Raw genomic sequence first — 23,306 nt, forward strand, 5'->3', positions numbered from 1 at the left:
ACCCACCCCCCTGTGCCACCCTCCCGAAAGGACCGCCGAATTGCCCCGCGCCCGCATCGAGCTCGACAGGAAGGCCGTCATCGCCCCTGTCCGACGCCGCACCTTCGGCTCGTTCGTCGAGCACCTCGGCCGCTGCGTGTACACCGGGCTCTACGAGCCGGAACACCCGAGCGCGAACGACGAGGGGTTCCGCATGGACGTCGTCGAACTCGTCAGAGAACTCGGCTGCACGACCATCCGCTACCCGGGCGGCAACTTCGTCTCCGGGTTTCGCTGGGAGGACTCGGTCGGCCCGCGCGACAAGCGCCCGGTGCGCCGCGACCTCGCCTGGCGCTCGCTCGAACCGAACCAGGTCGGCCTCGACGAGTTCGCCAGATGGCTCAAACTCACCGGCTCCGAACTGATGCTGGCGGTCAACGTCGCCACACGAGGCATCCTGCCCGCCCTGGACCTGCTCGAGTACGCCAACCACCCCTCCGGCACCGCGCTGTCGGACCTGCGCATCGCCAACGGCACACCGGATCCGCACAACGTGCGCATGTGGTGCCTGGGCAACGAGATGGACGGGCCCTGGCAGACCGGCTTCATGACGGCGGAGGACTACGGCAAGATCGCCGCCCGCACCGCCGCCGCGATGAAGCGGGCCGACAAGGACCTCGAACTCGTCGTCTGCGGCTCCTCCGGATCCGGCATGCCGACCTTCGGCGACTGGGAACGCACGGTACTCGAGCATGCTTACGACCACGTCGACTACGTCTCGTGCCACGCGTACTACCAGGAGCACGACGGCGACCTCGGCTCCTTCCTCGCCTCGGCCATCGACATGGACTACTTCATCGACACCGTCGTCGCCACCGCCGACCACGTGGGGCACAAGAAACGCTCCGGCAAGAAGATCAACGTCTCCTTCGACGAGTGGAACGTCTGGTACCTCAAGGAGCACCAGGAGTCCGTGGAGGCCTACGACGAGTGGCGCCACGCCCCCCGGCAGCTCGAGGACAAGTACACGGTGGCGGACGCCGTCGTCGTCGGGAACCTGCTGATGACGCTCCTCAACCGCAGCGACCGCGTCACCTCGGCCTCCCTCGCGCAGCTCGTCAACGTGATCGCTCCGATCATGACCGAGCCCGGCGGCCCGGCCTGGCGGCAGACGACCTTCCACCCGTTCTCGATCACGAGCCGGCTCGCGTCCGGCCAGGTGATCCGGCCCGTGATCGAGGCCCCGACGTACGGGACCGCGCGCCACGGCGAGGCGTCCGTCATCGACGCCGTCGCGACCGCCGACGAGGACCGGGCCGCGGTCTTCCTCGTCAACCGAGACCTGGCCGAGGCCGCGCAGGTCACGATCGATGTGCGCGGCCTGGGCTCCTCGCGCATCGCCGAGGCGGTCACGCTCGCCGACTCGGACGTGTACGCGAGGAACACACTCGCCGAGCAGCACCGGGTGATCCCGGCCGCGAACCCGAGCGCGGCACTCGCCGAAGGCCTGCTCACCATCGAGCTGCCGCCGGTGTCGTGGACGGCGGTCGCCCTGCGATGAGCGAGGAAACCGAACCCGGCCGGGAGCCGGACCCGGTGGCCGAGCGCCACGAGACGACCTGTGCGCTGCGCGACGGAACACGGCTGCGGACCGTCCTGCTGGTTCCGCACGGCAGCGGGCCGTGGCCGGCCCTGCTGACCCGCCACCCCTACGACGCGACCCGTGACGAGCACGAGGGGATGCTCGACGTCCGCCGTCTGGTCGCCGCCGGATACCTCGTCGCGCTCCAGGATGTGCGGGGGCGCTTCGGCTCCGAAGGGGTCTTCGACCCGTGCGCGCAGGAGGTGGCCGACGGCGCCGACGCCGTGGCCTGGCTCGCGGCGCTTCCCGAATGCACCGGCGCCGTCGGGATGTGGGGCGCCTCCTATGCCTCGGACACCCAGTTCAGCGCCCTTCTGGGAGGCGCTCCGGCTCTGCGGGCGATCGCACCCGCCATGACGCCGGCGATGTCGGCACTCGACGGCTTCCGGTTCCGCGGCGGTGTGCCGGAGATCGGAAGCACCCTGGCGTGGACGCACTACGCGATCGCCCCGGACCTGATCGCGCGCATCGAATCAGCCCGTGAACGGGAGGCCGAGCGGGGGCGGTGGGAGGCGACCGAGCGCGCGATCGGATCCGGGGAAGCGTTCCGGGCAGGCGCTCTGAGTGCCTGCCCGGACGCCGAGGCGATCGTCGTGTGGGGCCTGGACCGGTTGCGGGAGCCGCTGGGGTCGGCGCGGCACCGCGCCGGGAAGATCGTCGACCGGATCGACGCGATCGACGTCCCGGTCCTCCTGACCGGCGGGTGGTTCGACGTCTTCCTCGGGTCGACTCTGGAGATCTACCGGCGCCTGCTGCGCCGCGCGAAGGACACCGGCGGGCCGGTGCCCCGCCTTCTGGTCGGTCCCTGGACGCACGACGACATGTCGGGCCGGACGGCCGGCGTGGATTTCGGACCGGGAGCGTCCGCCGGTGATCTCGGTGGCGGCGGGGACCTCACCGCGCGGCACGTGCGGTGGTTCGACGCCGCCCTGCGCGCGGTCCCGGCCGACACGCCGCCGGTGCGCGTGTTCCTGATGGGCTCGAACCGGTGGGTCGAGCTGGAGGAGTTCCCCCCGCGCGGCACACGGACGCTCGAGCTGTACCTGGGCGCCGGGGGATCGCTTGCGGCCGGGCCGGCCGGGAGCGGTGAACGGCGGCTGACCAGCGATCCGGCGTCCCCGGTGCCGACGTGCGGCGGTGCGGTGCTGCTCTTCGCGCCGTTCGGGGCGGGGCCCGCCGACCAGGCGCCGATCGAGGCGCGGCAGGACGTGGTGTCGTGGCGCACCGTGCCGCTCGCCGAGGAGCTCACGGTGATGGGCGCGGTCCGCGCCGTCGTCCACCTCACGACCACGGGAACGGACGCGGACGTGGTCGTGCGGTTGTGCGACGAACACCCGGACGGCGGCAGCCGCGTCATCGCCGACGGAGTGCAGCGGGGGTCGGCGCGGCTGGTCGACCCGGTCACGGGCCTGGGCGACAGGCGGCCGGTCGAGCCGGATCAGGAGCAGGAGTTCGCCGTGGACCTCTGGTCGACGGCGCACACGTTCCTGCCGGGCCACCGGGTGCGGGCCGACATCGCACCGAGTTCGTCACCCCGCTGGGATGTGGGGCGCAATGTCTTCGAACCGGCCCGGGCGATGCCGGCCGGGGCGACAGAGGCACCCCCCGTGGCGGAGTACGCCATCCGCCACGGCGCCGCCCACCCGAGCCGCCTGATCCTCCAGGTCGTGACGGAGGCGCCGGTACAGCACCGCGACGAGACCGGCCGGGAACACGCCCGGCCCGTGTCACCGGCGTGCCGCTGAGGCTGCCGGGGCCGGCCCGGTGGAGGCTCGTACGACCAGCTCGGTGGCCAGCTCCATGCGGGCGGGGGACCGGGCGCCGCCGTCCTCGCCCCGGGAGAGCCCGGTCAGGAGCTTGACCGCCGCGGCGCCCAGCTCGGTGCTGGGCTGTCTGACGGTCGTCAGCCCGGGGGTGATGTACTGCGCCTCGGGCAGGTCGTCGAAGCCGATGACACTGATGTCCTGGGGGATCCGCAGGCCACGGGCGTCCAGCGCGTCGTAGATGCCCAGTGCCATGGAGTCCGCGCAGGCGAAGATCCCCGTGATCCCCGGGTCGCCGTCGAGCAGGGCGTGGGTGGCGGTCACGGCCTTGGCGCGGTTCCATCCGCCGTAGCCCACGGACACCGTGGCGCTGCCGCCGGTCGCCGTGTCGGCCGCCGCACGGAAACCGTCGACGCGCGCCCGGCTGAAGAGATGCCGGGCGTGGCCGGCGACGACCCCCATCCGCTCGTGGCCGAGGGACAGGAGGTGTTCGGCGGCCATGCGGCCGCCGTCCCAGTTCGCCACGCCGACGCTCGCCATCCCCGACGGCGGTGTGCTCATCGGGTCGATCAGTACCACGGGGACACCTGCGGCACTGAGCGCGTTGAACTCCCGCGAGTTGGGGTCGACCAGCGTCCCGATCGCGCCGATGGTGCGCCTGCGCAGGACCCGCGACACCCAGTCGCCGTGCGGCTCGGCGAGTGTCAGCACGACGTCGAGTCCCGCTGCCGCCGCCTCTCGCCCGACCCCGGCTATCAGCAGGTTCGCCCATGACCCCTCGAAGTGGGTGACCACGAGATCGAGCACGTTGGACAAGCCGCTGTCGTCCCGCGAGTTCTCGCTCTTGACCCCGGCCCGGCGGGTGTAGCCGACGGCCTGCACGGCTTCCATGACCTTCGCGCGCGTCTCGGCCGAGACGTCGGTTCCGCCTCGCAGCACCTTGGACACGGTGGGCACACTCGTGCCGGCGGTTTTGGCCACCAAGGACAGGGTGGGGCGAGATCCGGCGGGGCGAGGCGGCATGGGGGACAGGTTATCCGGCGGGGAAGCCGCCCAGGACGCCGGGCCGATGCCGCGGCGGGCGCCTCTCGGGCCCGCGTCGCCGGTCACCGCGGCTCGGCTCGGCCTCGCGGCAGGCCTCGTACGGCGCCCACGTCCCGCGCGGGACGTGGGCGCCGTACGAGGCCGCGCGCCGGGGTCACGCGGAGGGCGCCGGGGCCGGGGTGTACTCGAACCAGTCGAAGGCGACCGTGCCCTCGGTGGCGTACATGCCGATCACACGGCCGGTGAAGCCGCAGGCGACCTCGGTGGACAGGTAGCGCCCGTCCAGTTCGGCCAGCGGCCGGGCACCCGGGGCGCCGGGATCGCCGAGCCAGAAGGCGATGGTGTCGGGGCCCGTCGTCCCGCCGTCGGTGAGTTCGGGAGAGGCCGGCACGAGATCGGACGTCCGGATCGTCACGGCGAGGGTCAGCGGCCCGGCCGGGACCGGCCTGCGGGCCACGGTCCGGCGCAGCGGACCGATCCGGGCGACGACGCCGGCCTCCCCGTCCCCGACCTCCACCTCGTAGTGGTGGGCCTCGTCCAGGCGCACGCACAGGCCGCCGCGTCCCGTACCCGGGTCGATCGCGGCGGTGACGCGGCAGTCGTGGTGCTGCTGGCGGCGGCCGACGAAGGTGTATCCGGGGCGGTCGAGGGTGGGGCCGGTGGCGCGGAGGACCAGCCGGCCGGGGCGCTCGGTGAGCGACCAGGAGCCCTCCGGACGGGCGAACGGCGAGATCCAGTGCGGCGCGAGGGCGGAACCGTCGAAGTCGTCGCGGGCGGGCGGGGCCGGAACGGGACGCCAGGCACCGCCCGGGGCCGTATGGGTGCCGGGGACGGGCGCGACGGCGGGCCAGCCGTCCTCGTCCCACTCCACGGGGGTCAGGAACGTCTCGCGGCCGAGCACGTGCACGTCGGGCGTGAAGCCGCGCGGGCGGACGCCGAGCAGCACCATCCACCAGCTGCCGTCGGGAGCCTCCACCAGGTCGGCGTGGCCGGTGTTCTGGATGGAACGGGCGGTACCGCTGTGGGACAGCAGGGGGTTGGCGGGCGCGCCCTCCCACGGGCCGCGCGGCGAGCGGCTACGGGCGACGGACACGCTGTGGCCGCGTTCCGTGCCGCCCTCCGCGATCAGCAGGTACCACCAGTCGCCGATGCGGTAGAGGTGCGGCGCCTCGGGGTACTTCAGGCCGCTGCCCGACCACGTGGCGAAGGGACCCTCCAGCACCTCGCCCCCGACCGGGTCGATCCTGGCCATGTTGATGCCGCCCTCGGGCCCGGAGAAGGCGCACCAGCAGGTGCCGTCCTCCTCCCACGCCAGGTCGGGGTCGATCCCGTGCAGGTCGATCCACACCGGGTCGCTCCACGGTCCTTCGGGCCGCTCGGCCGAGACGACGAAGTTGCCGCCGCCGTCGACGTTGGTGTTGACGACCCAGTAACGGCCGTCGTGGTGGCGGATGGTGGGGGCGTAGAGGCCGCCGGACGCCTTGGAGCCGGGCAGCGGCAGCGGCAGTTGCCCGGGCCGGTCGAGCACGTTGCCGATCTGCTCCCAGTGCACGAGGTCCTCGCTGTGGAAGAGCGGCAGTCCGGGGAAGTACTCGAAGCTGGAGCACACCAGGTAGTAGTCGTCACCGACCCGGCACACGCTCGGATCCGGGTGGAATCCGCTGATCACGGGGTTGTCGTAGGTATGCACGAAAACGCGTTCCCTTCAGGCGCTGGCGCGGACGATCAGCCGGGTGGGCAGGATCAGCGGGGTGGGGTCCTGTCCGTTGACGAGGGCGACGAGCATGCGGGCCATCTTCCGCCCGAGGGCCTGTATGGGCTGCTGGACGGTGGTGAGCGGCGGGTCGGCGATCCGGGCGACGGTCAGGTCGTCGAAGCCGACCACGGCGACGTCGCCGGGGACCGTCCGGCCGGCCGCGCGCAACGCGCGCAGCGCTCCCGCCCCCATGTTGTCGTTGGCGGCGAACACCCCGTCCACCTCGGGATGGTCCGTCAGCAGTGCGGCCGTGGCGGCGGTGCCGCTGGATTCGGTGAAGTCCCCCTCCCGTGGCGGGAGGGGGGCGAGGCCGGCCGCCAGCATGGCGTCCCGGTAGCCGCGGTACCGGGCGCGCCCGACCCCGGTGTCCAGCCGCCCGCAGACCGTGGCCACCCGCCTGCGGCCGCGCGAGATCAGGTACTCGGTCGCCTCGCGGGCCCCGCCGACGTTGTCGGCGTCCACGTACCACCGGGGAGCCGGGCCGATCGGCCGACCCCCGAAGACGACGGGCATCGCCGTCTCCCCGGCCATGTGGATCAGCGGGTCGTCCTCGCGCAGCGCCATCAGCATCACGCCGTCGGCGCCCCCGGAACCGAGGAGCTCGCCCACCCGTCTGCGGCCCCGGCCGGAGGCGGCCAGGCACAGCATCAGGTGCAGGTCGGCCTCCTCCAGAGCGCCCGACGCCCCCACGATCACCTGGGCGAAGAACGGATCCGCGAAGATCGACGGGTCCTCTCCCGAGACGACCAGGGCGGCCACCCCCGTCCGGCGGGTGGCCAGCGCCCGGGCGGTCGTGTCGGGCACGTAGCCGAGCCGCCGGGCGGCCCGCTCGACCGCCTCGCGTTTGGCGCTGCTGACATACGGGGCGTTGTTGAGGGCGCGGGAGGCCACGGAGCGGGACACGCCCGCGAGTTCGGCCACCTCGTCGAGCGTCGACCGCCGACGCGCCACATCCTTCGCCATGACCCCCGAGCCTCTCCCTGCCGACCGGACGGGAAGCGTCTCACCCCGCCCGCCCGGCTGCCACCCGCCCGGTGGACGAGGAGGGCGGGGCGGGAGCCGGCAAGGACTGGAAGCGCTTCCAGAAACAAGGTGCATGCCTCCGCCGTGCCATCGGCGGTGATTTCCCGAGTACTTGACAGCCCAATGGGCCCAACCACACGATACCTGTCACGGCGAAGGCTCCCGGAGTCTGGGAGCGCTTCCAGTGGGAGCGCTCCCAGAATCTTCACCGAGCCCTTGCGCGTGTCCCCCCGCCGGAGAGTCCGTCGCCGGTGGGAAGGCGTACCACCGCACCTCCTTCAGCACGTCGCACGTCCGGAGCGCGGGCGCGCGACGCACCCCCCCACCAGGAAACCGAGGTACCGTCATGCGCCGCAGAATCCGCGCCCTCACGGCAGCGCTCCTCGCCCTGCCGCTGGCGCTCACCGCAGCGCCGTCCGCCCACGCCGCCGACCCGACCACCATGACCAACGGGTTCTACGTGGACCCCGACTCCAGCGCCAAGCGGTGGGTCGCCTCCAATCCCGGCGACGGCCGGGCGTCCGCGATCAACGCCTCCATCGCCAACACCCCGACGGCCCGCTGGTTCGGCTCGTGGAGCGGCGCCGTCGGCACGGCCACGGGAGCGTACGCGGGGGCGGCGGACCGCGCCGACAAACTGCCCCTGCTCGTCGCCTACAACATCTACAACCGCGACTACTGCGGCGGACACTCCGCGGGCGGAGCCTCCTCGCCGTCCGCCTACGCGAACTGGATCGCGCAGTTCGCCGGCGGAATCGGCAACCGCCCGGCCGTCGTGATCCTCGAGCCGGACTCGCTGGGGGACTACGGCTGCATGACGCAGGCCCAGATCGACGAACGCGAGCGCATGCTCACCGGAGCCCTCACCGAGTTCAGCCGCCAGGCCCCCAACACCTGGGTCTACCTCGACGCGGGCAACCCGGGCTGGGCCGCCCCGGCGACCATGGCCCAGCGTCTGCACGAGGCCGGCCTCCGGCAGGCCCGCGGCTTCTCGCTCAACGTCTCCAACTACTTCACCACGGCCGAGAACACCGCCTACGGCAACGCCGTCAACAGCGAACTGAGGGCCCGCTACGGCTACACCAAGCCGTTCGTCGTGGACACCAGCCGCAACGGCAACGGCTCCAACGGTCAGTGGTGCAACCCCTCGGGCCGCCGTATCGGCACCCCCACCCAGCTGGGCGGCGGCGCCGAGATGCTGCTGTGGATCAAGGTTCCGGGCGAGTCCGACGGCAACTGCGGCGTCGGAGCCGGCTCCTCGGCCGGCCAGTTCCTCCCCGAGGTCGCCTACAAGATGATCTACGGCTACTGATCGCCGAGTCCCGCGAGCCCGGCCCGGGGACGCCTCGCACGCCTTGAGGAGCGCGCTCGGCGACCCCCGGCCGCAAGGAACGCCCTGCTCTCGCGGGGCGCCACGGAAAGAGGAGTGGATCGGGCAGGATCCGCCCCGGTCGTCCGTGCCCGCGCGGCGGGCCGGCGTCACCCGGTGTGGCCCGGGTGCCGGGGCCGGCTCTCTTCGGCGCCGGGACTGCACAGCAAGACGTCTGCCCCAAAGCGTTCCCGCAGCCCGCACCGCCCCCACAGGCGGCGACGGACCCGGAACACCGTGCCGGCCGGGCGGCGGGGGCCGGTCCGGCGGTCAGATGCGCCAGGTGCGGATGCGGTCGGCCACCTGGTAGACGGTCGCCTTGCGGTCCTGGATGGCGCGGACCAGGTCCACCAGTGCTCCGTACGGGGGGTCGATGCCCTGGCCGCAGGCGTGCATGTAGGCGGCGGTGACCTGGCAGGCGTACAGGCTGTTGCGGTACGGCAGCGGCTCCAGCCGCACCAGGGTGTGCAGCAGGGAAGCGGCCCGCCAGGCCGGATCGGGGTCGGTGGCGTCCGGGTGGGGGATGCGGGTCCGGTGCCGGGCTACGGCCGCGACCAGGGCCGAGTAGTCGGCCACCGACAGGTCCTCGGGCACGGCTTTCTCCTGGATGTCCAGCAGCCAGGAGACGTCGATGTACAGCGGGTTCATCAGGCGGCTTCGGCCCCGTGGGTGCGGCGGGCGGGCGGCGCCTCGTCGGGGAACGCCTCGTCGAACTCCGCCCGGTGCTCCTCGCCCCAGGTCATGGCGTAGCCGGTGAACTGCAGGCGCTGCTTCTCGCGCAGCGGCAGGTCGTGGACGTACTGCTTGAGGGACTTGCCCTCGGCGGCCGCGGCGGCGCGGACCGCCTCCAGCTCTTCCTCGGTGAAGGTGATGTTCAGTGACGGCATACCCGCATGGTACCTATCTGGTACCTGACCGGCCAGGGAGGACGGCCGCGCAATCCGCGACTCGCGGTCACCGTCCCACTCGCCGTGCTGTCGCTCAGTGCCGCCGGGGTGACGGCTGGGCACGCAGCCTCCGCGGACACAAGCGGAACAGCCCTGTGACCGGTGGCGCCTGTGGTCGTCCCGGCGGCCCTGCGGCTGACACCGGCAGCGCGGCGGATCCGCTCCGCTCACCGTTCCGAGAGCCGAAGGCCGGTCCCGTTCGGAGGGCACACCTCAAAGCTCCGGCCCGGCTCCCGAGCCCGGGACGGAACCCTTTTTGCCGCAGGCCCGTTCCGCCTGCCCGGCTTGCTGTCCCGGCGGCGGTCCGACGGGACATCTCCGTTGGGGTGTTCCGCTCCGGCCTGAGACGATCGTCCGGACCGTATGGACAAGCGCAAAGGCGGGGGAGCATGGCTGAGTTGCTGTTGATCGGAGCTTTGGCGCTCGTCGTCGGCGGGTGCGTATGCGTGGTGTGGGCGGAGCGCGGCGGGCCGCGCTGGGTCCGCGTTGCGGCGGCCGTGACGCTCGCCGCGGGGGAGATGCTGCGCCGCTCCGGGAAGAACCAACGCCGGGGCCTGAGCCGGACCGGCGACGACGGTGGCGGTGAGTAGAGAACCGAGCCGGAGGCCGACGGTCCGCCCGTGCCCGGCACGATGCCACGTCCCGCGGTACGCATCGGCTTTCCCGCGCAGGCGGGCGCCGGTGGCGACCGGCGCCGGAGGCCGCGGCCGAGTCCGTCCGTGAGCCCTCGGGCAGCCTGACGGCCCCGGAAACTCCCGGGGATCCACCCCGACGTCGCGTGGGCCGGCGGCAGCCTCGCCGCCGCGCTCCGGGCCGCGACGGAGGGCCGTCCCGGCGCTGTCCCCGCCACGCCCCCGGCCGCTGCTCCACTGCTCCACGCGGCCGTGGCAAGCGTCCTGCCGTACCGCGGGCCGCCGCGGATCAGCGCATGGCCGCGCCAACGACGGTGGTCGATCCGCGGTACGGGCCCGTTCCAGGGCGCGGCCCTCGTCGAGGGCGGGACGGGCGACCTGGCGGCCGTCGCCGGGACCGCCCGCGCCTGGCACGACGGGGCGGCCCTGGACGACATTCGCCGTGTGGCGCCCTTCGTGCACCTGACCGGCCGGTTCGAAGTGCCCGACCATGATCCCGTCTACCCGTTCACGAGCCACTGGGCGCTGCGCTTCTCGACCATCACCCGCCCGCGCCTGACCGCCGTCGGACCGTGCCTGGCGGCGAACAGCGACGGCACGTACGGGGTGAGCGACGGTGTTGCCGGCCCGGGCCCCTTCCGGACTCCCGCCCGGACTCACATATGCGGGGTTCGGTACTGTCGGCCGGTATGACAGACACCGCGCCCCGGGTGCGTTTCCTGGTCCTCCACGACTACGGGATGGGTGGGTTGTGGTGGTGGGTGTGGGCCCGGTCGGCCCGGGAGGTGGCCGAGCGGCTCGCCGAGGTCGAGGTGGTCGATGACCCGGAGGCCGTCGAGAGGGCCGGGGCGTGGGATCTGGAGGAGGCCGACGTCGACGCGCCGGTTCTGCCCGGCGGCCTGGGTGAGCTGCGCGACCGGCGAGATGCTCAGCGCGGTCGCCCCGGTTTCGGTGCGCTGGCCGACCGGGCCGTCGTCATGGAGGCGGAAGGCGACGGGCGCAGGCTCCGGCAGGTGGAGCTGACCGGGGACGGGACCGCCCTCAGAAGCGGACCGGAGGACTGGATCTTCAACCCGCCGGTGGTGGACCTGTTCGACCCCGGCCTGCCGGAGAAGGAGATCGGGCGGGAGGAGTTCGAGGCGCAGTGGCGCCGGGCCCGCCACGACGAGAGCTACCTGTAGCCCGGCGCCCGGAATCGTCGGCAGTGGGTGGGCTGCCCCCGGGCGGCCCGGCCGTGCTGCCCCGGGTGCCTCGTGCCGCTCTTCCATCCTCTGCAGGACGGCCCTGCCGGTCTCCGCCCGGGACCTCCGGGCCTCTCGCCGGTCAGCGCGTCGCCCGCCCGCGTGTTGGTTCCCGGCGGTTCCTCAGGAGGGCGGTTTCGTAGTCGTCGAGAGTGCGGTCGGCCACCCACCCCTGTGCCCCGGCCCTGGACACGTCCAGGACCACGGAGTGCGCCAGCTGGTCGACGGCGTAGCGGGTGAGCGGCGGCTCCGCGTGCGGGCGCAGCCGGGCCAGCCTCTGGACGGCACCCGCCGCGGCCCGGGCCACGGGCAGCGGGATGTGGCCGATGCGCGCCCGTACGCCGTGGGCGCGCAGTACCGTCCGGATCGCCTCGTCCCGTTCGTACGGCGCCGGGTCGGCGATGTTGTACGCGCCCGCCGGCCAGCCGGCGGCCATGAGGCAGGCGTCGGCGAGGTTCTCCACGGCGGTCAGGCTCAGCCGCACGCTGGGCCCCGGCAGCATGAGCAGACCACGGCGGATACGGGCCAGCAGCCGGGGCGCCAGATGCGGGTCCCCGGCGCCGTAGACCGCCCGCGGACGCAGCACCACGGCGCCCGCGGCCAGCGCCAGCGCCTCGCCGGCGGCCTTGGTGCGGCCGTACGCGTTCAGGTGCCCGCGCACCGGATGCTCCTCGGTGATGAGGGCGCGCCCGCCCCCGGGCGCGTAGACGCTGGCGCTGCTCACCCACACCACCGGCCGGCCGGCGGCCCCCTCCAGCAGCCGCACCGTGCCGTCGACGTTGACGGCGTGCATGGCGGCCTCGGCCGGGGAGCCGGGCACCGGGTCGCCGACGGCCGCCGCGCAGTGCACGACGAGATCGGCGCCGGCCAGGTCCGGCACCTCGCGCGTGGCGTCCCAGGGGATGTGCCGGCCGACCGGGCCGGGGCGCCGCCCGACGCACAGGACGTCGGCGCCGCGGGCGGCGGTCGCGGTGGCGACGTGCGAGCCGCAGAAGCCGCTCGCGCCGGTGACGGCGATCGTGGTCATCCGCCCTCCGGGGATCTACGGGCCTCGGCCGCCCGGACGGTGAGGGAGCGCCAGCCGGGCAGGGCCGCGCCCCGGTCCGCGCGGGCGTGCGAGACGGTGGGGCGGTGAGGGGCGAGCGAGGCGAGGGCGTCGTCCAGCTGGGCGCGGGCCAGACGCGCACCGGGGCAGGTGTGAGGGCCGGTACCGAAGACGAGATGGGCCAGAGCGGGCGGGGCCGGGCGGTGGGCGTCCGGTGGCCGGTCGTGGGCCCGCGCGGCGTGCCGGGCCACCAGGATCAGACGGTCCCCGGCCCGTACCGGGCAGCCGTCCAGCTCGGCGTCGGCCGCCGCCACGCGGGGCAGCAGGGGCGAGGGGGCGGTCACCCGCAGCAGTTCGCCCACCAGCGCCGGGCGCAGCCGGTCGTCGGCCGCCTGCTCCCACAGCCCCGCGTCGGCGCACCAGGCGGCGGCGCGGGGGAGGGCCGCGACGGTCGTGTTGACGGCGGCGACCGCGAGCATGGCCCGCAGGGCCGGCTCCGCCGCTTCGCCACGGGCAGGAGTGAGCAGATCCTCCAGCCGCGCGGCCGCCGAGGCGGCCGCGCGTGCGCTGCCCGGCCTCCCTGGACCGGGCAGGTGGTCGCGCACGGCGGCGGCCGCCGCGGCGGCGGCCGCCGAGGCGATGTCCTGTGGTCCGCCGGTGGCGTGCAGCAGCGAGCGGACGGTGGCGCCGGCCACTTCGCGGGCCAACGGCACCAGGTCGACGTCGCGGCCCGCTTCGAGCGGGGCGAGCCGGCGGGCCAGGACCTCCTGCCACACCGGGCGCAGGCGCTCCACCCCGGCCGCGCCGAGTTCGTCGGTGAGCGCTCGCCGGGCGGCACGGTGGCCGGTGCCCTCCTGGTCGAACAGCGTGCCGCCGGCGGACAGTCCGCGGGCGGCGCCCCCGGTGGTGCCGGCCGCGGCGCGGTCCAGCGGGAGGCGGACGAGAGCCTGCCGGTAAGGCTCGGTGCCGTGCACCAGCACCGCGCCGCCGATACGGGTGACAGCGCGGCGGCGGGCGGCGGCGAGGAGGGCGAACAGCACGGGGTGGGAACGGGTGTAGACGCGCCGGTCGCGACGCCGGGCGGTACGGAGGGCGGATGGGGTGGGGGCGGCGGGAGGCGTGATCATCCGGCATGCACCCGCTTCGGGCCGGCGAGGCGCCGTGCGGCGAGCCGCGCGGTGGCGGCGCGGTCGGGCTTCAGGGAGCGGCCGGACAGGGGGATGTCGGCGAAGAGCACCGCGTCCGGCCGGGCCGAACCCATGCGCCCCAGCGGTCCGTCCAGGGCCTTCCGCAGCGCGCCGCGGTCCGCCCCGGCGTCCGGCTGCACGACGGCGATCAGACGCTCGTCGCCGTCCCCGGCCGGCACGCCCACGAGCAGGGCGAGTTCGACGCCCGGTACGTGCAGCGCCGGCTCGTACAGCCCCGGATAGATGTTCTCCGCTCCCCGCAGGACCATGTCCTTGCGGCGGCCCTCCAGCACGATCCTGCCGCCGTCCAGGCGTGCCCGGTCGCCGGTGGCGACCCAGGGGTCCGGATCCTCGCCCAGGTAGCGGTCCCGGGCGGCGGGGCCGGACAGCAGCAGCTCCCCCGAGGCGTCGGTCCTGGCCACCACACCGGGAAGCGGGGCGCCGACCAGATCCCCCTCTCCGGTGAAGCCGGCCTTGTCGGCCTGTTCGACCGCCGCGGCGGGAAAGAGTTCGGTCAGCGCGTAGACACCCCACGCCTCCTTGGCCCCCGCGCGCTTGACGCGGGTGAGCAGCCCGGCGCTCGCGGGGGCCGATCCGGTCCACACCCGCCCGGTGAACCGGCCGCCCTCCGCGAGCAGCCGCCTTGTCTGCGGAGGCGTCAGATAGGTGGCCTGCGGGGCGAGGCGGTGCAGCTGGCGGGAGAGCACGCGCGGGGAACGGGCGGGCAGCGCGACCGGTGCTCCGCTCGCCAGGGACGGCACCAGGACGAAGAAGGTCCCGCCGAGAACGGGCCGTCCGGCCTCGGGCCGGACCAGATCGGCCACCGCGGCCATGCCGGCGGCGAGCGAGGAGCGGGTGTGCACCACCGCGCGGGGCCGGGAGGTGGTGCCCGAGGTGAACACGATGACCGCGTCGCCGTCCCCGTCCACCGGGTGCGGCAACGCGCCCCGGACCCCGGTGTCCAGGGCGGGGGCGCAGCCGGGCAGCCGCGGTCCGACCGTGGCCACCGGCCCCAGCTCCGCGAGGTCGGGCAGGGCCAGACGGGCCCGGCGGGCGAGCGGCCGGGCCCATCCGGCGACCGCCTGGGCGGCGGCGTCGGCGAGGCCGATGTCGGGGCGGGCCAGGGCGAGACGGGCGCGCAGCACGTCCGGCCCGGCGCCCGGGTCGAGCACCGCGGCCCGGAGGCCGAGGCGGTGCACGGCCAGCATCACGGCCAGGGCCCGGGGTCCTGGCCGTACGGCGACGCCGACGGTGGCGCCGCGCGCGACGCCCCGCGCGTGCAGGGCGGCGGCACAGCGGTCGGCGAGGTCGGCCAGGTCCGCGCACGTGATCCTGCTGCGTACGGCTCCGTTGCGGGTGGTGCCGAGTACGGCGGGCCGGTCGGGACGGCGCCGCAGGGCAGCGGCGAGAGCGTCGAGCATCAGCGCGGGTCCTCCCCGTGACGGCCCGGGCCCTTGTCGAGGTACCAGCGGGCGGTGCCGATAAGGCCGTAGGCGCGCAGCCGGCGGGTGGAATTCTCCACGACCATGTCGCGGGCGTGGGCGATGGCGGTGGTGCGGCGGCGAACCCGGTTGAGGAAGAGCCGGTCGGTGGGGGAGGGGCGGCGAGGCATCCCGCCGACCGCCTCGTACAGCGCGGCGGTGATGGCCATGTTGTTGCCGGCGTGCATCCGGTAGGGGGCGAGATAGCCGTGGCGGCGGTGGTGGGCCGGGCGGACGCGGCCGAAGAGGGCGGCGGTGCGGACCAGCACGCGGAAGGCGGCCCGCCCCAGCGGTCCGTGCTCGTCGCGGCGTGCCTCGACGCGTCCGCACACCAGCCCCGCGCCGTGCCGCAGGGCGTCGCGGGCGCCCGCCGTCCAGCCGGGCCGCGGCAGGCAGTCGGCGTCGGTGCGGGCCAGCAGTGTGGCGCCGTGCCCGATCGCGTACCGGAAGCCGGTGTCCACGGCGCAGCCCACGCCCTTCTCCGGCTCGCCGACGACGTGCACCGCGAAGGGCGCCCGGCGGGCGAAGTCGCGGGCGAGGGCCGCGGTGCCGTCGGTGGAGGCGTTGTCCACGACGACGAGGGTGAAGTCGCGGTCGCGCTGGGCCGCGAGCGCGTCCAGGGTGGCGCCGATGCGCGCGGCCTCCTGGTGCGCGGGCACGATCACCCACAGGGCGCTCATGCCTTCTCCCAGACCATCGTCATGATGCTGATCCCGCCGCCCAGGCCCACGAACAGGACCCGGTCGCCGGGACGCAGACGCCCGTGGACGCGGTCGAGCTGCACGCCGAGGGTGGCGCTCGCCATGTTGCCGAGTTCGGGGACGGTGACGACGAGCCGGTCCCGGGGGACACCGGTGAGTTCCGTGAACCGCTCCAGGTACGGCACGGTGACCTGGTGCACCAGGATGTGCCGGAAGTCCTCCCACTCCAGCCCGGTGCGCTGCCGCATCCGGTCGAGCACCGACGTGCCGACCTTCTCGAAGACCTCGCGCAGTTCGCCGCCGTCCCCGCGGAAGTAGGTGTGCTCGTCCCCGCGGGGGTGGCGCGAACCGCCGCCGAAGATGCCGCCGACCGACCAGTGCTCGGAGTGCGTCTCGGTGTCCACGTCGAGGATGCCGCCCCGGTCCACGGCCTCCAGGACGACCGCGGCCCCGGCGTCGCCGAAGGTGTAGCCCGCGAAGCCGTCCCGGAGCTGGCCGGGGCCGGAGGGGGCGTGCCGCACGGCGCGGCTGGGGGTCTCCCCGGTGGCGACCAGGGCCCGGCGGGCGCGGCCGGCGAGGATCATCGCCCGCGCGGTGTCGATGCCGTTGACGAAGCTGTTGCACGCGTTCGTCACGTCCAGCGCGTGCGCCCGCGAACCGATTTCGGCCTGGACGATGTGCGCGGTCGCCGGTTCGGCCACGTCCCGCGTGGCGGAGGCGAACACCAGCAGGTCCACGTCGTACGGGGTGAGCCCGGCCCGGCCCAGTACCGTGCGCGCCGCCCGCACCGCGAGCGTCGAGGCGTACTCGTCCTCCGCGGCCGCCCGGCGAGAGACGATGCCGGTGGTCCGTTCGAGCATGCGCGCCGGCAGGGACAGCCCGGAGGCGGCGGTGAGGCGCTCCTGCAACTGCCGTGAGGTCACTTCGAGTTCCGGCAGGCAGGAGGCCACCGCGGTGATGCCCGCCCGGCGGCGCACCGGCTCGGGAGCAGCATGGTCTGTGTGCATGGGCCGGACGCTACGAGCGGATCAGGACAGCCCGCCTGAGTGCCCGTACTCAACTGGAATAGGTGATCGACCGGTCACCGGCCCGCCCGGAAACCGGCGAAAACCGCACGACTCCGGCCCGCCCCTGCCACCCGCCCGAAAGGGATACGCCCCCACCCGCCCCGGTCATCCGAACGGGACATCGTCGACGTGCCGGTGCCCGTCCCCTTCTGAGGGCGAGCCCGGCCGCACCGGGCCGGCGGGCGGTTCGTCCGGGGTCACAGGGCCAGCCACACGGCCGTGTCGCCCGGCAGAAGATTCCCCTCCAACTCCTCGCCGGCCAGGAGCACCTCGCTGGAGGCGGGCAGCGCGACCGGCTCGTCGGAGAGGTTCACCACGCACCGGAACCCGGGGGTGCGGACGAACGACAGCACCGGGTCGTCCGGGGCGCTGTCCCAGATGAGCGTGCCGTCCCCGAGGGCCGGGTGGCTGCGGCGCAGGGCCAGCGCCGACCGGTACAGGTTCAGCATCGAGGACGGATCGCGGTCCTGGGTCTCGGCCGTCAGCGGCTTCCAGGCGACGGGCTGCGGAAGCCAGGGCGCCCTCCCGGCACCGTCGGGGCTGAATCCGAACGGAGGGCCGTCCCCGCTCCACGGCAGCGGGACACGGCAGCCGTCACGCCCCCGGTCGGTGTGCCCGGAGCGCTGCCAGGTGGGGTCCTGGAGCAGTTCCCCGGGAAGGTCCTCGACCTCCCACAGGCCCAGTTCCTCGCCCTGGTACAGGTACGCGCCGCCGGGCAGGGCGAGGGTGAGCAGGACGGCGGCCCTGGCCCGGCGGGTACCGAGCCGCAGGTCCGCGGGCCCCCGCAGGTCCGAAAGCGAGCGCAGTGGCCCGTCCGGCTGCGGCCTGGCGTAGCGGGACACGTGCCGGGCGACGTCGTGGTTGGACAGCACCCAGGTGGCCGGGGCGCCGACCGCGCCGAGTGCGGTGAGCGACTCGTCGACGACGCGGCGCAGATGGCCGGCGCGCCAGGGCGCCATCAGGTAGTCGAAGTTGAACGCGGTGTGCAGCTCGCCGGGGCGGACGTAGCGGGCCAGCCGTTCGGGGAAGCCCGCCCAGGCCTCCGCGACGAACGCGCGGGGAACGTCGTAGGCGTCGGCGATGTTCCTCCAGCCCTGGAAGATCTCGTGCACCTCCTCGCGGTCCCAGTGCGGGTGGTCCGGGTCGCCCGCTCCTTCGAGGAGCTTGCCGTCGAGGGAGCCGATGTCGGGCAGACCGGGCGCCTTCACCAGTCCGTGTGCCACGTCGATGCGCACTCCGTCGACGCCGCGGTCGAGCCAGAAGCGCAGGATCGACTCGAACTCGGCCCGCACCTCGGTGTCGTCCCAGTTCAGGTCCGGCTGCTCGGGGGCGAACAGGTGCAGATACCACGGGCCCGGCGAGCCGTCGGGCTCGGTGATCCGGGTCCAGGCGGGGCCGCCGAAGACGCTTCTCCAGTCGTTGGGCGGCAGTTCGCCTCCGGGGCCGCGTCCCGGCCGGAAGATGTAGCGCTCCCTGGCGCGGGCCCCTGGCCCGCCGGACAGCGCCTCACGGAACCACGCGTGCGCGGACGACGTGTGGTTCGGGACGATGTCGATGAGGAGGCGCAGTCCGTGCTCGTGCGCCTCCTCCACCAGGGCCCGCGCGTCCTCCAGCGTGCCGAAGAGCGGGTCGACGTCCCGGTAGTCCGCGACGTCGTAGCCGCCGTCGGCCATGGGGGACGGATACCAGGGGGTCAGCCACAGCGCGTCGACGCCGAGTGCGGTGAGGTACGGGAGGCGCTGCCGCACTCCGGCGATGTCGCCGATGCCGTCGCCGTCGCCGTCGGCGAAGCTGCGGATGTACACCTCGTAGATGACGGCGTCGCGCCACCAGTCGGCGGTGTTCCGGGCGAATGCCACGTCTCTCCTTGGGGCGTGATCGGGATGTCGGAGGGGGCGGCCGCCTGACGGCGCCTGTGGGGAGCCCCGCGGATTTCCGCGCGAGGCCTCCGAGCAGGCGGTGCCGGGGCGGGCGGCCCGTCGGTGGAAGGCTTCCGGAAATGTCTGCCCGCCCCGCCGCCGAAGATGTCCGTGTAGGGCGCCTGCTGACCGGCGGCCGGCCCGGGATGCCCGCGGCGGGAATCCAGCACCGCCGGCCGGCGCCGGACGCGGGCTCATCGCCTCAGCTGGTCTGGGCCGCGGGTATGCCGGGCTCCGCGGGTTCCCTGGCTCGGCAGCGGAGCCTTTTGGCCTTGCGAACGGTTCGTCTTGACCGATTGCCGGTTCTACCGGGGCTCTGCTTCCTGAGTACCGGTGGACGGCCAAACCGGCTGCCGCCAGCCGTCAAGCTTCCGACCTCACGGCCTTGAGCCTCAGACCGGGCGATGCCCGTTGTCGGTGCGGTGCGCTTGACTGCCCGCCATGGAGCTCACGCAAGCGACCGTCGACGACCTGCTGGCCCGGCTCGGTCCGGAGGGCGGCTACCTGTGCCTGCCCGGCGATGTGGACCCGCAGGCCCAGGCCGGCCTGCTCGGCAGCAGGTACGGCCCTCCGCCCTGGCCCCGCGACCGGAGAGGGCCGGTGCCCTGGTGATGGCCGTGGCCGGGCTGCCCGGCGTCGGCAAGACGGAACTTGTCCTCCAGGCCGCCGACCAAGCCTGCCGAAAGGAGGGCTGGTTCCCGGGCGGGGTGCTCTTCGCCGACATGCAGGGCTACCGGTCGCCGGAATCCGACGACCTGCTGATGCGCCGGATGCTGCGGTCCTTCCTGGCCGCGCTCGGGGTGTCCGGGGCGGCCCTCCACGCTCCGGTGAGAATGTTCGGCGGCATCGCGGCGTCCGCCCGGTGTGCTGGCCATCACCGGCCTCCAGGGACTCCTCATCACCTGATCGGTCGCTTAGCATGAACGGACTATGAAGGGAGCGTTTTCGGTCAAGATCGGTAAATCCGGCATCGAGGTCGGCGCCGGCGACGACACCGGCCACGGCGTGCACGGCGGAAGTGGTGCCGCCGAGGTGGCCGGGGCCGGTCTTCGTCTCGGCGAGCCGCTCGCCGAGGGCTGCGGCACAGCCGCCGCCCAGGTGTAGCACACCACATCCGGATTCACCGCCAAAACGTCTGAAAGGGGGGGCAAGTGGCCGTTTTTGTCATCCCGGCCGCCGGCCCGCCCCGGCCGAGGAAGGCCACGCTCCGCCGTCTTCGCTGTCTGCCTGCCGGGCGCACGTCTCGTGCGGACCGGCACTCCGTCTTCCAGACCTCAGAGGGCCTCTCGTATGAATGCGCTTCCCCTGCTCCTGATCGGCCTCGCGATGTTCGCGGGCGGATATGTCCTGTACTCGAGATTCCTGGGCAACCGGGTCTACAAGCTCGACGCGTCCTTTCGGACACCCGCGCACGAACTGCAGGACGGCGTGGACTATGTCCCGACCAACAAGTTCGTGCTGTGGGGACACCACTTCACCTCGGTCGCGGGCGCGGCGCCCATCGTCGGCCCCGCGGTCGCCGTCATCTGGGGCTGGCTGCCCGCGTTCCTGTGGGTGACCCTCGGTACGGTCTTCTTCGCGGGCATGCACGACCTGGGCGCCCTGTGGGCCTCGGCACGCAACAAGGGCCGCTCGATCGGCACGCTCTCCGGCCGCTACATCGGCGGCCGGGGCGCCAACCTCTTCCTCGTCGTGATCTTCCTGCTGCTCCTGATGGTGGTCGCGGCCTTCGCGGTGGTGATCAAGAACCTGCTGATCTCCACTCCCTCGGCGGTGATCCCGGCCTGGGGCGCGGTCGCGGTGGCGCTGCTGATCGGCCAGGCGGTCTACCGCTACAGGATGAGTCTCGGCCTGGTCACCGTGGTGGGCGTCGCGGCGCTCTACGGCCTGATCCTCCTCGGCGACGCCGTCCCGGTGGAACTGCCCGACCCGATCCTGGGCATGTCCCCGGCGACCTTCTGGATCGTCGCCCTCTTCGTCTACGCCGGCATAGCCTCCCTGCTGCCCGTGTGGGTGCTGCTCCAGCCGCGTGACTACATCAACGGTGTCCAGCTCTTCGTCGGGCTCGGCATCCTGTTCGTCTCGGTGCTGGTGAGCGCTCCGACGGTCGTCGCCCCGGCCTTCAACGACGCCGTGCCCGCGGGCACCCCGGACCTCGTGCCGCTGCTCTTCGTCACCATCGCGTGCGGCGCGATCTCCGGCTTCCACGGCATGGTCTCCTCCGGCACCAGCTCGAAACAGCTGGACAAGGAGACCGACGCCCGTTTCGTCGGCTACTTCGGAGCGGTCGGCGAGGGCCTGCTCGCGCTCGGCGCGATCATCGCCGCCGTCGCGGGCTACCGCACCCTGGCCGACTGGGAGGCCGTTTACAGCGCCTTCGGCCAGGGCGGCGTCGCGGCGTTCGTCGAGGGCGGCGGCGCGATCCTCAACAGCGGACTGGGCCTGCCCGTGTCGCTGAGCTCGACGGTTCTGGCCACCATGGCGATCCTGTTCGCCGCCACCACCATGGACACCGGCGTGCGTCTGCTGCGCTTCGTCGTCCAGGAGGCCGGCGAGGTCGCGAAGGTGAGGATCGGCAATGTGGCCGGCACCCTCATCACGCTCGCCGTCGGTGCGGGGCTCACCTTCAGCCAGGGCGCCGGGGGCGAGGGCGGCCTGCGCATCTGGCCGCTGTTCGGAACCAGCAACCAGCTGCTGGCCTCTCTGACGCTGTCCATCGTCGCCGTCATGCTGATCCGCAAGCGGCGCAATCCGGCGCCCGCGCTGATCCCGCTCGCGGTCGTGTTCGTCATGTCGTTCTGGGCCGCGGTCGTGCAGCTCGGCGACTTCCACGAAGCCGGGGACTGGCTGCTGCTGATCATCGACCTCGTCATCATCGTCGCCGCCCTGTGGGTCGCCTTCGAGGCGGTCGTCGCGATGAGGCGGGCGTCCCGGGAGCCGCCGGAGGCTCTCGACGCCGATGTGGCGGAGAAGGGCGAACTGACGAAGTGACGTCCCGCTGGGCCTCGCTGCGGGCCGGGCTGGAGGAGTTCTACGCCGGTCCCTATCGGCGTACCCTCGCCCGCGCCCGGCGCGAGGAGGACGACCTGTTCCGGATGGTGGTCCTCGCGGAGGCACTGGGCGTACCGGATCCGGCGGCGTACTACACCGCCGAGCTGATGCCCGCCCTCTACGAGGACTTCCACGCCTGGCACCGCCGTATGGGCATGGACCGCTCACCACTGGAGCACATCGGGTGCTGCTAGACCTCATCACCTCGCGCAGGGTCGTCTTCGTCGGCGGCAAGGGCGGGGTCGGCAAGACGTCCGTCGCTGCGGCGCTCGCCCTCGGCCGTGCCCGGTCGGGCGCCCGCGTGCTGCTGGTCTCCACCGACCCCGCCCACAACCTCGGCCACCTCTGGGGCCGTCCCGTGGGCGACGAGCCCGTACGTCTCGCCGGCCCGGGGGACATCGTCCCCCGGGCCGGGGCGGCCGGCCACGTCGACGGGCTGGAGATCGACCCGGAGCGCACGGTCGAGCAGCACCTGTCCGCGGTCGCCGAGACGATGCGGCGGCTGCTCCCCGAGCGGATGCACGCGCCGGCAGCCCGGCACCTGCAACTGGCCCGGCAGGCGCCCGGCACCCACGAGTCGGCGGTGCTGGAGCGGATCGCCGAGGCGGTGGAACTCGCAGAGGAGGCCTACGACCTGGTCGTCTTCGACACCGCGCCGTCCGGACACACGCTGCGGCTGCTCGCGCTGCCCGAGCAGCTCACTTCCTGGACCGAGGCACTGCTCGCCAACCGCGACCGGTCCGAGCGGTTCGGCGCCGCGGTACGCGGTCTCGGCGGCGGGGAGAGCGACCGCGACGCCGAGCTGCGCCGCATCCTGCTGCGCCGGCGCGACCGCTTCTCCCGGCTGCGCGAGGTGGTGACGGACCCGGCGCGGACCGGATTCGTGCTCGTACTCACCGCCGAAGTGCTCCCGATCGCCGAGACTGTGGAGGTGTACGAGAAGCTGACCGGCCTCGGTGTCGGCGTGGCCGCGCTCGTCGCCAACCGCCGTTCCCCGGCCGGCGCCGGTGAGCTGCTCGACCGCCGACGGAGGCTGGAGGACGAGCACCTCGCCCGGTTGCGGCAGCGGGTCCCGGACGTCCCCCTGCTGGAGGTGCCGCTGCTGCCGGGGGATCTGGTGGGCACGAAGGCCCTTGCCGCGCTGGCGGACCGGCTCGGGCCCTTCCCTTCCTGAGATCCGCGTCGCAGGGCGTGTATCGGAAGCGTTCCGGATCGGCTGACGTGAGTCTGCGCGGCCGGAGTCATCGATATGCCGGACCGGTCGAGCTGAAGACTGCGCTCCGGTCTGGTGGCGGCGGGTGTCGGATCGCTTCGGCGGCACGACATGCTCCCGCAGACCGTCGCGGGCTTCGGCGTATCCGTCGGCATCGACCATGCCCTACGTCAGGGACTGTAAAACGATCGGTGTAACTCCTGATCAAGGAAGATGCATCGATGACCAGCGAGAACGTGACCGAGC

At 73.6% G+C, this 23,306-nt stretch carries 23 protein-coding genes; 12 read left to right on the top strand and 11 right to left on the bottom strand.

Going from position 1 to position 23,306, the window contains the following annotated elements; all coding sequences use genetic code 11:
- The first annotated feature begins 40 nt into the window (after window positions 1-40).
- Both arfA and IQ279_RS25565 read left to right on the top strand, forming a co-directional pair.
- Window positions 41-1,540 carry an arabinosylfuranosidase ArfA gene (gene arfA, locus IQ279_RS25560; RefSeq protein ID WP_206351685.1) on the top strand — a complete coding sequence of 500 codons (1,500 nt, stop codon included), beginning with the start codon at window positions 41-43 and terminating at the stop codon, window positions 1,538-1,540.
- A complete protein-coding gene (locus tag IQ279_RS25565; protein WP_206351686.1) occupies window positions 1,537-3,366 on the top strand; it encodes a CocE/NonD family hydrolase in 1,830 nt (609 codons plus the stop codon). Before arfA ends, IQ279_RS25565 begins: the two co-directional genes overlap by 4 nt.
- Here IQ279_RS25565 and IQ279_RS25570 read toward each other — a convergent pair.
- The 3 genes from IQ279_RS25570 to IQ279_RS25580 all read right to left on the bottom strand — a co-directional run bounded on the left by IQ279_RS25570 (window position 3,349) and on the right by IQ279_RS25580 (window position 7,147).
- A complete protein-coding gene (locus IQ279_RS25570) occupies window positions 3,349-4,365 on the bottom strand; it encodes a LacI family DNA-binding transcriptional regulator (protein ID WP_307792538.1) in 1,017 nt (338 codons plus the stop codon). The two genes, IQ279_RS25565 and IQ279_RS25570, sit on opposite strands and share 18 nt — an antisense overlap.
- A gap of 217 nt (window positions 4,366-4,582) precedes the next feature.
- Window positions 4,583-6,118 (bottom strand): glycoside hydrolase family 43 protein, encoded by a 1,536-nt coding sequence (locus IQ279_RS25575; RefSeq protein WP_206351688.1) that lies wholly within the window; start codon window positions 6,116-6,118, stop codon window positions 4,583-4,585.
- A gap of 15 nt (window positions 6,119-6,133) precedes the next feature.
- Window positions 6,134-7,147: a LacI family DNA-binding transcriptional regulator gene (locus IQ279_RS25580; protein WP_206351689.1), complete on the bottom strand. Its 1,014-nt coding sequence runs from the start codon at window positions 7,145-7,147 to the stop codon at window positions 6,134-6,136.
- Between the two features lie 406 nt (window positions 7,148-7,553).
- Between IQ279_RS25580 and IQ279_RS25585 the strand changes: the two genes are divergently transcribed.
- Complete coding sequence (locus IQ279_RS25585) at window positions 7,554-8,519, top strand: glycoside hydrolase family 6 protein (RefSeq protein WP_206351690.1); 966 nt, start codon at window positions 7,554-7,556, stop codon at window positions 8,517-8,519.
- Between the two features lie 327 nt (window positions 8,520-8,846).
- Here IQ279_RS25585 and IQ279_RS25590 read toward each other — a convergent pair whose 3' ends face one another.
- Window positions 8,847-9,224: a toxin Doc gene (locus tag IQ279_RS25590; protein ID WP_206351691.1), complete on the bottom strand. Its 378-nt coding sequence runs from the start codon at window positions 9,222-9,224 to the stop codon at window positions 8,847-8,849.
- A complete protein-coding gene (locus tag IQ279_RS25595) occupies window positions 9,224-9,463 on the bottom strand; it encodes a type II TA system antitoxin, ParD family (RefSeq protein WP_206351692.1) in 240 nt (79 codons plus the stop codon). Before IQ279_RS25595 ends, IQ279_RS25590 begins: the two co-directional genes overlap by 1 nt.
- A gap of 449 nt (window positions 9,464-9,912) precedes the next feature.
- On the opposite strand from IQ279_RS25595, the gene IQ279_RS25600 reads away from it, so the two are divergent.
- From IQ279_RS25600 to IQ279_RS25610, 3 genes are all read left to right on the top strand, one after another.
- On the top strand, window positions 9,913-10,113 hold the full coding sequence (locus IQ279_RS25600) for a hypothetical protein (RefSeq protein WP_206351693.1): 201 nt from the start codon (window positions 9,913-9,915) through the stop codon (window positions 10,111-10,113).
- A 294-nt stretch (window positions 10,114-10,407) separates the two neighbouring features.
- Window positions 10,408-10,848, top strand: a complete 441-nt coding sequence (locus IQ279_RS25605; RefSeq protein WP_206351694.1) for a DUF6193 family natural product biosynthesis protein — start codon at window positions 10,408-10,410, stop codon at window positions 10,846-10,848.
- Window positions 10,845-11,336 carry a hypothetical protein gene (locus tag IQ279_RS25610; protein WP_206351695.1) on the top strand — a complete coding sequence of 164 codons (492 nt, stop codon included), beginning with the start codon at window positions 10,845-10,847 and terminating at the stop codon, window positions 11,334-11,336. The genes IQ279_RS25605 and IQ279_RS25610 overlap by 4 nt, the downstream gene beginning before the upstream one ends.
- A 142-nt stretch (window positions 11,337-11,478) precedes the next feature.
- Here the strand turns inward: IQ279_RS25610 and IQ279_RS25615 are convergent, their stop codons facing one another.
- The 6 genes from IQ279_RS25615 to IQ279_RS25640 all read right to left on the bottom strand — a co-directional run bounded on the left by IQ279_RS25615 (window position 11,479) and on the right by IQ279_RS25640 (window position 18,736).
- Window positions 11,479-12,423 carry an NAD-dependent epimerase/dehydratase family protein gene (locus IQ279_RS25615; RefSeq protein ID WP_206351696.1) on the bottom strand — a complete coding sequence of 315 codons (945 nt, stop codon included), beginning with the start codon at window positions 12,421-12,423 and terminating at the stop codon, window positions 11,479-11,481.
- On the bottom strand, window positions 12,420-13,568 hold the full coding sequence (locus IQ279_RS25620) for a cytochrome P450 (protein ID WP_206351697.1): 1,149 nt from the start codon (window positions 13,566-13,568) through the stop codon (window positions 12,420-12,422). Before IQ279_RS25620 ends, IQ279_RS25615 begins: the two co-directional genes overlap by 4 nt.
- A complete protein-coding gene (locus tag IQ279_RS25625) occupies window positions 13,565-15,049 on the bottom strand; it encodes a class I adenylate-forming enzyme family protein (RefSeq protein ID WP_206351698.1) in 1,485 nt (494 codons plus the stop codon). Before IQ279_RS25625 ends, IQ279_RS25620 begins: the two co-directional genes overlap by 4 nt.
- The gene (locus tag IQ279_RS25630; protein WP_206351699.1) at window positions 15,049-15,789 is read right to left on the bottom strand and encodes a glycosyltransferase family 2 protein; all 741 of its coding nucleotides are present in this window, start codon (window positions 15,787-15,789) and stop codon (window positions 15,049-15,051) included. Before IQ279_RS25630 ends, IQ279_RS25625 begins: the two co-directional genes overlap by 1 nt.
- The gene (locus IQ279_RS25635; protein ID WP_206351700.1) at window positions 15,786-16,817 is read right to left on the bottom strand and encodes a 3-oxoacyl-ACP synthase III family protein; all 1,032 of its coding nucleotides are present in this window, start codon (window positions 16,815-16,817) and stop codon (window positions 15,786-15,788) included. Before IQ279_RS25635 ends, IQ279_RS25630 begins: the two co-directional genes overlap by 4 nt.
- 257 nt (window positions 16,818-17,074) lie before the next feature.
- The gene (locus tag IQ279_RS25640) at window positions 17,075-18,736 is read right to left on the bottom strand and encodes a glycoside hydrolase family 13 protein (protein WP_307792539.1); all 1,662 of its coding nucleotides are present in this window, start codon (window positions 18,734-18,736) and stop codon (window positions 17,075-17,077) included.
- A gap of 501 nt (window positions 18,737-19,237) precedes the next feature.
- Here IQ279_RS25640 and IQ279_RS25645 point away from each other — a divergent pair.
- From IQ279_RS25645 to IQ279_RS25670, 6 genes are all read left to right on the top strand, one after another.
- Window positions 19,238-19,408: a hypothetical protein gene (locus tag IQ279_RS25645; RefSeq protein WP_206351706.1), complete on the top strand. Its 171-nt coding sequence runs from the start codon at window positions 19,238-19,240 to the stop codon at window positions 19,406-19,408.
- A complete protein-coding gene (locus tag IQ279_RS25650) occupies window positions 19,405-19,719 on the top strand; it encodes a P-loop NTPase family protein (RefSeq protein WP_206351702.1) in 315 nt (104 codons plus the stop codon). Before IQ279_RS25645 ends, IQ279_RS25650 begins: the two co-directional genes overlap by 4 nt.
- Before the next feature lie 7 nt (window positions 19,720-19,726).
- Complete coding sequence (locus tag IQ279_RS25655) at window positions 19,727-19,900, top strand: hypothetical protein (RefSeq protein ID WP_206351703.1); 174 nt, start codon at window positions 19,727-19,729, stop codon at window positions 19,898-19,900.
- Window positions 19,901-20,086: 186 nt separating this feature from the next.
- Window positions 20,087-21,787: a carbon starvation CstA family protein gene (locus tag IQ279_RS25660; protein ID WP_206351704.1), complete on the top strand. Its 1,701-nt coding sequence runs from the start codon at window positions 20,087-20,089 to the stop codon at window positions 21,785-21,787.
- Window positions 21,784-22,041, top strand: a complete 258-nt coding sequence (locus IQ279_RS25665) for a cory-CC-star protein (protein WP_093848858.1) — start codon at window positions 21,784-21,786, stop codon at window positions 22,039-22,041. Before IQ279_RS25660 ends, IQ279_RS25665 begins: the two co-directional genes overlap by 4 nt.
- Window positions 22,032-23,021 carry an ArsA family ATPase gene (locus tag IQ279_RS25670; protein ID WP_206351705.1) on the top strand — a complete coding sequence of 330 codons (990 nt, stop codon included), beginning with the start codon at window positions 22,032-22,034 and terminating at the stop codon, window positions 23,019-23,021. Before IQ279_RS25665 ends, IQ279_RS25670 begins: the two co-directional genes overlap by 10 nt.
- Window positions 23,022-23,306: the final 285 nt, after the last annotated feature.

The sequence above is a fragment of the Streptomyces verrucosisporus genome, assembly GCF_017114865.1.
GTDB classification, from domain to species: domain Bacteria; phylum Actinomycetota; class Actinomycetes; order Streptomycetales; family Streptomycetaceae; genus Streptomyces; species Streptomyces fenghuangensis.